The following is a 6773-nucleotide window of genomic DNA, read 5'->3' as shown; positions in this document are numbered from 1 at the left end:
CGCGCCCGTGAAGCGGAGGCTGCGGCCAGCCGGGCGCGTGACACCGCCGTGGCGGCCCGCGAACGCGCCGCCGCCGCCCGCGTGGAGGCCGTTCGGGCTCGCGCCGACGGCCGGGTGCAGATGGCCCGTGGGGCTGACGAGATGGAACGCGGCGCCCGCGAGATGCGCGAGGAGGCCCGCCGCCTGCAGGATCCGGCCTATCGCGCCGAGGTCATCGAGCGGCAACGGGTGCAGGGCCATCCGGTGACGGACGCCGAACTGCGGGCGCTCTCTGGCCGCCTGTCCCAGCAGGCCGACGAATTGGTCAGTCGGGCCGGGGAACTGCGCAACCGGTCACGCGAGGCCTGATCCGTCTGCTGATCAGGAAAACGGCCCCGCCGGGAAACCGGCGGGGCCGCTGTCTTATCCGCGTTGCGCGTCCAGGAAGCGGACCGCATCGGCGTCCCGGGCGCTGAGCTCCGGATATTCCGGGTCGGAGCCGACATCGGGCACCTTGCGCCAGGAGCGGGCGCATTTCGGATAGTCGGCCAGCTTCACCTCGACCGAGACGGCGTCGCCGCCGACGACCAGTTCGGCGCCCGAGGTCCGGAAGACCTCGGCGGCGTCCAGATCGGCGAAGGCGGCGAAGGCCGCGGCGGGCCCCGTCACCACGGGCCAGGCGTCCAGCGCCCCGCCGATGACCTTGTCGCGGCGCGCCGCTTCCAGCGCTTCGTTGACGACTTCCAGCACGGTCTGGACCGAGGCCCAACGATCCGCCTCGGCGGCGTCGGCCCAGTGGTCCGGGGTCTGCGGAATGACGCGGGCGCAGTTCGAGCCCCCGTCGGGGAAGCGGGTGGTCCACGCTTCTTCCATGGTGAACGGCGTCAGCGGGGCCAGCCAGGCGGTCAGACGGGCGAAGACCTCGTCCATCACCGTGCGGACGGCGCGACGACGGACGCTGTCGGGACGGTCGCAGTACAGGCTGTCCTTGCGGACGTCGAAGTACAGCGCCGACAGGTCGTTGGAGCAGAACTCCAGCACCGGACGGACCACGTCCTGGAACCGGTACTCGCCATAGGCGGCCCGGACCTGACCATCCAGTTCATGCAGGCGATGGAGGATGAACTTCTCCAGCGGCGGCATCTGGTCGTAGGGCAGGCGCTCGGTCTCGTCGAAGCCGGCGAGGGCGCCCAGCAGGTAGCGGATGGTGTTCCGCAGCTTGCGATAGGCGTCGACGGTGGTTTGCAGGATCTGCTTGCCGATGCGCTGGTCGTCCGAATAGTCGACCAGGGCCACCCACAGACGCAGGATGTCGGCGCCCGACTCCTTGATGACGGTCGCCGGGTCCACGGTGTTGCCCTTGGACTTCGACATCTTCTCCCCCTTCTCATCGAGGGTGAAGCCGTGGGTCAGAACCGCCTTGAACGGCGCGCGGCCGCGGGTGCCGCAGCCTTCCAGAAGCGACGACTGGAACCAGCCGCGGTGTTGGTCCGAGCCTTCCAGATACAGGTCGGCGGGCCAGTGGGCCGGGCGGTCGCCGGCATAGCCGTTCTGCGGCAGGCGCGGGTCCAGGGTGAAGGCGTGGGTCGAGCCCGAGTCGAACCAGACGTCCAGGATGTCCTCGACCTTCTCGAAGCGCGAGGCGTCGTGGGCGCCCAGGAAGGCGCTGTCCGGCGCGGTGAACCACACGTCGGCGCCGCCTTCGGCCACGGCCGCGACGATGCGGGCGTCGACCTCGGGATCATGCAGCGGCTGGCCGGTCTGCTTGTCGATGAACATGGCCAGGGGCGTGCCCCAGGCGCGCTGGCGACTGATCAGCCAGTCGGGACGCCCCTCGACCATCGAGCGGATGCGGTTCTTGCCCGCCGCCGGGTGGAAGGCGGTGTCGTCGATCGACTTCAGCGCCGTCTCACGCAGGGTGTCGCCCGACTTCAGCGGTTCGTCCATGCGGATGAACCACTGCGGCGTGTTGCGGAAGATGACCGGCGCCTTGGAGCGCCAGCTGTGGGGATAGGAGTGCTCCAGACGACCACGCGCGAGCAGGTTGCCGGCCTCGATCAGCTTCTCCATCACCGCGCCGTTGGCCGGACCGAACTTGCCGGTCTTCTTGCCCTCGGTCTCCAGCACCTTCAGGCCCGCGAACAGGGGGACGGTCGGATAGTAGGCGCCGTCCGGATCGACGGTGTCCGGCACCTCGTGATGACCGTGGGCCTTCCAGACCTCGAAGTCGTCGGCGCCGTGGCCGGGCGCCGTGTGCACGAAGCCCGTGCCCGCGTCGTCGGTGACGTGGTCGCCGGCCAGCAGGGGCACGGAGAAGCCATAGCCGCTGTCCAGCGCGGCCAGCGGGTGCGCGCACTCCAGGCCCGACGGATTGATGTCCGACAGGCGGTTCCAAGCCGCGATGTTCGCCGCCTTGAACACCTCTTCGGCCAGTTTGTCGGCGACGATCAGGCGATCGCCCGCCTTGGCCCAGGGCTCGAACTCCAGCCCCTCGACCAGGCTAGTCACCTCATACAGGCCATAGGCGATCTCGGGCCCGTAGCTGATCGCCCGGTTGGCCGGGATGGTCCAGGGCGTGGTCGTCCAGATGACGATCGCCGGCGTCGGGCTGCGGAAGGCCAGAAGGTCGTCGTCGTGGTCGTCCGAGGCCGCGATGACCGGGAACTTCACCCAGATCGTGGGCGAGACGTGGTCGTGGTACTCGATCTCGGCGTCGGCCAGGGCGGTGCGCTCGACCGGCGACCACATGACGGGCTTGGAGCCGCGATAGAGCTGGCCCGAGTTCTTGAACTTGTGGAACTCCGCGACGATGGCCGCCTCGGACCTGAAGTCCATTGTGGCGTAGCGGTTGGCGAAGTCGCCGGTGATGCCCAGGCGTTTGAACTGGTCGCGCTGCAGGTCGATGAACTTGCCGGCGTATTCACGACAGGCGGCGCGGAACTCGTCCTTGGAGACCTCGTCCTTGCGGCGGCCCTTGGCGCGGAACTGTTCCTCGATCTTCCACTCGATCGGCAGGCCGTGGCAGTCCCAGCCCGGGACGTAGTCCACGTCGTAGCCCAGCAGGAAGCGGCTGCGGACGACGAAGTCTTTCAGCGTCTTGTTCAGGGCGTGGCCGATGTGGATGTCGCCGTTGGCGTAGGGCGGGCCGTCATGCAGGACGTAGAGGGGCGCGCCCTCGGACTGCCGCTGCTTGCGAAGGGCGCCGTAGAGGTCGCCCCACTGTTCGAGGATCACCGGCTCCTTCTGCGGCAGGCCGCCGCGCATGGGGAAGGGCGTCTCCGGCAGGAAGACGGTGTCGCGGTAGTCGCGGCCGGTGGGGGTATTGTCGGCGTCAGCCATGAAGTCGGTCTCGTCGTGTCTTGTGATCGTTCGCTCAGTCCGGCCCGGAGGACGGTGGTCCCGGCGTGCGCGAGGCTGACAGCCCTGCGGCGCTACGCCGGGCGGCTAATCGAAATCGGGAGACGGACGCGAACGGTCATGGTGCAGGCGGTCTAGCAGGGGCATGAACCTCGCGCCAGCCGAAGCCTTGCCAAGAGTCCCGGCCAGTCCGATATTCGATCCATGACCGACGTCACCATCCAGCGCGCCGCCAGAGGCAAGCGAGCCGGTAAGAAGCCGAAGGGCGTCACGATTCAGCGCGTCACCGCAGCGGATGGGCAGAAGGTCACGGTTCGCGCCGTCGATGCTCACAGCCCGACCTTCGGCGAGGACTTCCTCTACGTCTTCACCAAGAACGTCGAGGCGGCGCGGCAGGAGAACAAGCGCCTGTTCGGTTCGGCCGATGGCGTCAAGAAACCCGCCTAGGGCGCCGACGCTCTGGATCATCGCCGGCCCCAACGGTTCGGGGAAAAGCAGCGCCTATGGCATGGCGGCGGTGAACGAGCCCAATGGCTCGATCTGGATCATCAATCCGGATGAACTGGCCCGCCGCATCGTGGACGAAGAGCGGCTTGAGCTGTTCCCGGCCAATCTGGCGGCGGTTCAGCGGATTGAGGCTTGGCTGTCGGCCTCAATCGACGCCTATCAGACCATCGGGGTGGAGACTGTTCTGTCGACCCCGAAGTACCGGCGCCTGGTGGAGCAGGCGAAGACGAGAGGGTTCTCGGTCAGCCTGATCTACGTCTTCCTCAAGAGCGCGGACCTGAACATCGAGCGGGTGGCGACGCGGGTGCGCAAGGGCGGCCATGCTGTGCAGGAGGACAAGATCGTCAGCCGCAGACTGCGTTCGTTTGAGCAGTTCGGCTGGTTCTTCGATCAGGCCGATACGGTGGGGGTCTACGATAACTCCGGAGCGACCCCGCAACTGGTCCTGAGCAAGCGCGCGGATGAGGTGGTGATCTACAGCGACCTGCCAGCCGAGATGCTGGGCTCGCTGGAGCAGGTCATTCCCGGGCTGCGCGCCCTCTACGACGCCGACTGAGCCAGCACGGCCCGCGCGTCGGCGGCGTCCCGGTCAATCTGGACCTTCAGCGAATCCAGCCCGTCGAACTTCAACTCGCCGCGGAGGAAGGCGACCAGTTCGGTCTCGACCGTCTGGCCGTAGAGGTCCTCATTGAAGTCGAACAGCCAGACCTCGAGCAGCGGGTCCTCGGTCGGGTACATGGGGCGGACGCCGAGGTTGGCGACGCCGTCGATGACGCGGCCGTCCGGCAGGCGGGTGCGGGTCGCATAGACCCCGTAGGCGGGACGCATATAGCCGCCCAGGCTGACGTTGGCCGTCGGCACTCCGATGGTGCGGCCGCGTTTGTCGCCATGGATGACCTCGCCCTGCACCGCGAAGGGGCGACCCAAAATGGCGGCGGCGCGGGTCATGTCCCCGGCCTTCAGCGCCTCGCGCACGGCGGAGGAGGAGAGCTTCAGCCCGTCGGCGTCATCCAGCCGTTCGGCGACCGAGACGGTGAAACCCTCGGTCTCGCCATAGCGGCGCAGGGCCTCGGGGGAGCCGGTGCGGCCCTTGCCGAAGGTGAAGTCGAAGCCGACGGCGGCGTGCCGGATGCCCAGACCATCCCCCAGCACGTCGCGGGCGAACTGTTCGTCCGACATGGCCGCCATCTCGCCGTCGAAGGGCAGGAGGTAGAGCCGGTCGACGCCGAGCGGCTGAAGGGCGCGGGCCATCTGGTCGGCCGTCATCAGGCCGAAGGGCGCGGCGTCCGGCTGGAACCAGCGACGCGGATGGGGTGAGAAGCTGACGACGGCCAACGACACGCCGAGGCGGGCGGCCGCCTCTCGCGCGCCGGCGATGACGGCCTGATGTCCGCGGTGGACGCCGTCGAAGGCGCCGATGGCGACCGCGGCGCCCCGTTGTTCCGGGGGCAGGTCGCGCCAGCCGCGGACGACCTCGATCAACGGGCCGACGGCTTGCGGCGGCGCGGGACGCGCACGGTGGCGATGCCGTCCATGATCAGCTTGCCGTCGACGAAGCCCTCGCAGTTCAGCTCGACGCGGGCGCCTTCCTGATCGACCGAGACGACGGTGATGCGGATGGTGACGACGTCGTCGATGCGCACCGGCAGGTGGAAGGACAGGGTCTGCGAGATGTAGATCGAGCCGGCGCCCGGCAGGATGGTGCCGACCACGGCCGAGCCGAAGGACGCCGACAGCAGGCCGTGCGCGATGCGGCCGCGATAGGCCGTCTTCGAGGCGAAGGCTTCGTCCAGATGAACCGGATTGAAGTCGTCCGAAGCCTCGGCGAACAGGCGGATGCGCTCCTCGGTGGCCGTGATGACCTTCTCGGCGATCATGCCGACGCGGAGCTCCTCGAGGATGTAGCCGCCCGAGGGATGTTTCTGAACGAGATCAACCATGGGGGCGTGTTAGCGTCCGTGCGGCAGAATGACCATCCTCACCATGCCAGATCGAGCATGGCGTAGCGTGCATATGTGGTTTCAGCCTTCAGAAGATCGGCCGCGCGAGCGGGGTCGAGGCGGCCGTCGGCGCCCCGCGCCTTGTCGCCGTGGATGCCCTGGGCGATGAACAGGCAGTCCAGGGCCTGCTTGTCGGCGCCGAGGACGTCGGTGATCACGCCGTCGCCGATGCACAGCACCCGCGACCGGTTGACGGGGCCGCCCAGCAGGTCGGCGGCTTCCTTCAGCGCCAGATCGTAGATCGGGCCGAACGGCTTGCCGGCCATGGTCACGCGCCCGCCCAGCTCCTCGTACAGATCGGCCAGCGACCCGGCGCAGTAGATCAGGCGGTCGCCACGCTGCACGACGCGGTCGGGGTTGGCGCAGATCATCTCGAGCCCGCGCGCGGCGGCGCCGGTCAGGCGGTCGCGGTAGTCCTCGGGCGTCTCGACTTCGTCATCGTGGAAGCCGGTGACGGAGATGAAGGCCGCGTCGTCGCCGGTCGGGACGGTGGTCAGGCCGAGGCCGTCATACAGGGGGGCGTCGCGGTCCGGGCCGATCAGCCAGGCGGGGCCGGGCGCGCGCTTCGCCAGCTCGGCGCGGGTGGCGTCGCCCGAGGTGACCACGGCCTTCCAGCTTTCGCGCGGCACGCCGAGCTCGTCCATCTGGGTGATGACGCCGGGGCCGGGGCGGGGCGAGTTGGAGATCAGGATGACGTGCCCGCCCTCGCGGTTGAACCGCGCCAGCGCCTCGCAGGCCTCGGGCCAGCTTTCGCGGCCGTTGTGGATCACGCCCCAGACGTCGCAGAGCAGGATGTCGTAGTCCCCGGCGATCGCGCCGAGACCGGTGAGTGCGTGGGGGAGGGTCATGCACCGCAGATAGCGGGTCGGGGGGCTCGGGTGAAGGGCGTGGGGTGCGGGGTTCACCTCTCCATCGCGTTGAAGGGGCGAA

The 6773-nt window shown here is 68.8% G+C and carries 6 protein-coding genes and 1 pseudogene; 3 read left to right on the top strand and 4 right to left on the bottom strand.

Going from position 1 to position 6773, the window contains the following annotated elements:
* Window positions 1–348, top strand: a pseudogene (locus VGE03_RS10255) (peptidase M56); the annotation flags it as partial.
* A gap of 54 nt (window positions 349–402) precedes the next feature.
* Here VGE03_RS10255 and ileS read toward each other — a convergent pair.
* Window positions 403–3318: an isoleucine--tRNA ligase gene (gene ileS / locus VGE03_RS10250; RefSeq protein WP_331046384.1), complete on the bottom strand. Its 2916-nt coding sequence runs from the start codon at window positions 3316–3318 to the stop codon at window positions 403–405.
* Between the two features lie 222 nt (window positions 3319–3540).
* Between ileS and VGE03_RS10245 the strand changes: the two genes are divergently transcribed.
* Window positions 3541–3783 (top strand): hypothetical protein, encoded by a 243-nt coding sequence (locus VGE03_RS10245; protein WP_331046383.1) that lies wholly within the window; start codon window positions 3541–3543, stop codon window positions 3781–3783.
* The gene (locus VGE03_RS10240; RefSeq protein WP_331046382.1) at window positions 3761–4399 is read left to right on the top strand and encodes an AAA family ATPase; all 639 of its coding nucleotides are present in this window, start codon (window positions 3761–3763) and stop codon (window positions 4397–4399) included. Before VGE03_RS10245 ends, VGE03_RS10240 begins: the two co-directional genes overlap by 23 nt.
* Here the strand turns inward: VGE03_RS10240 and VGE03_RS10235 are convergent.
* Genes VGE03_RS10235 through VGE03_RS10225 form a run of 3 tightly spaced genes read right to left on the bottom strand, consistent with a single transcriptional unit; the run spans window position 4384 to window position 6691 of the window.
* Window positions 4384–5325 carry a bifunctional riboflavin kinase/FAD synthetase gene (locus tag VGE03_RS10235; protein WP_331046381.1) on the bottom strand — a complete coding sequence of 314 codons (942 nt, stop codon included), beginning with the start codon at window positions 5323–5325 and terminating at the stop codon, window positions 4384–4386. The genes VGE03_RS10240 and VGE03_RS10235 overlap by 16 nt on opposite strands.
* Window positions 5322–5783, bottom strand: a complete 462-nt coding sequence (locus VGE03_RS10230) for a MaoC family dehydratase (RefSeq protein ID WP_331046380.1) — start codon at window positions 5781–5783, stop codon at window positions 5322–5324. Before VGE03_RS10230 ends, VGE03_RS10235 begins: the two co-directional genes overlap by 4 nt.
* A 38-nt stretch (window positions 5784–5821) precedes the next feature.
* Entirely contained in the window at window positions 5822–6691 is an 870-nt protein-coding gene (locus VGE03_RS10225) for a TIGR01459 family HAD-type hydrolase (RefSeq protein WP_331046379.1), read from the bottom strand.
* Window positions 6692–6773: the final 82 nt, after the last annotated feature.

Origin of the sequence: Brevundimonas sp., from assembly GCF_036400995.1 — a bacterium.
Taxonomy (GTDB): Bacteria; Pseudomonadota; Alphaproteobacteria; order Caulobacterales; family Caulobacteraceae; genus Brevundimonas.
Note: the sequence above shows the minus strand (reverse complement) of the source record. Positions and strands in the feature narration are given on the sequence as shown.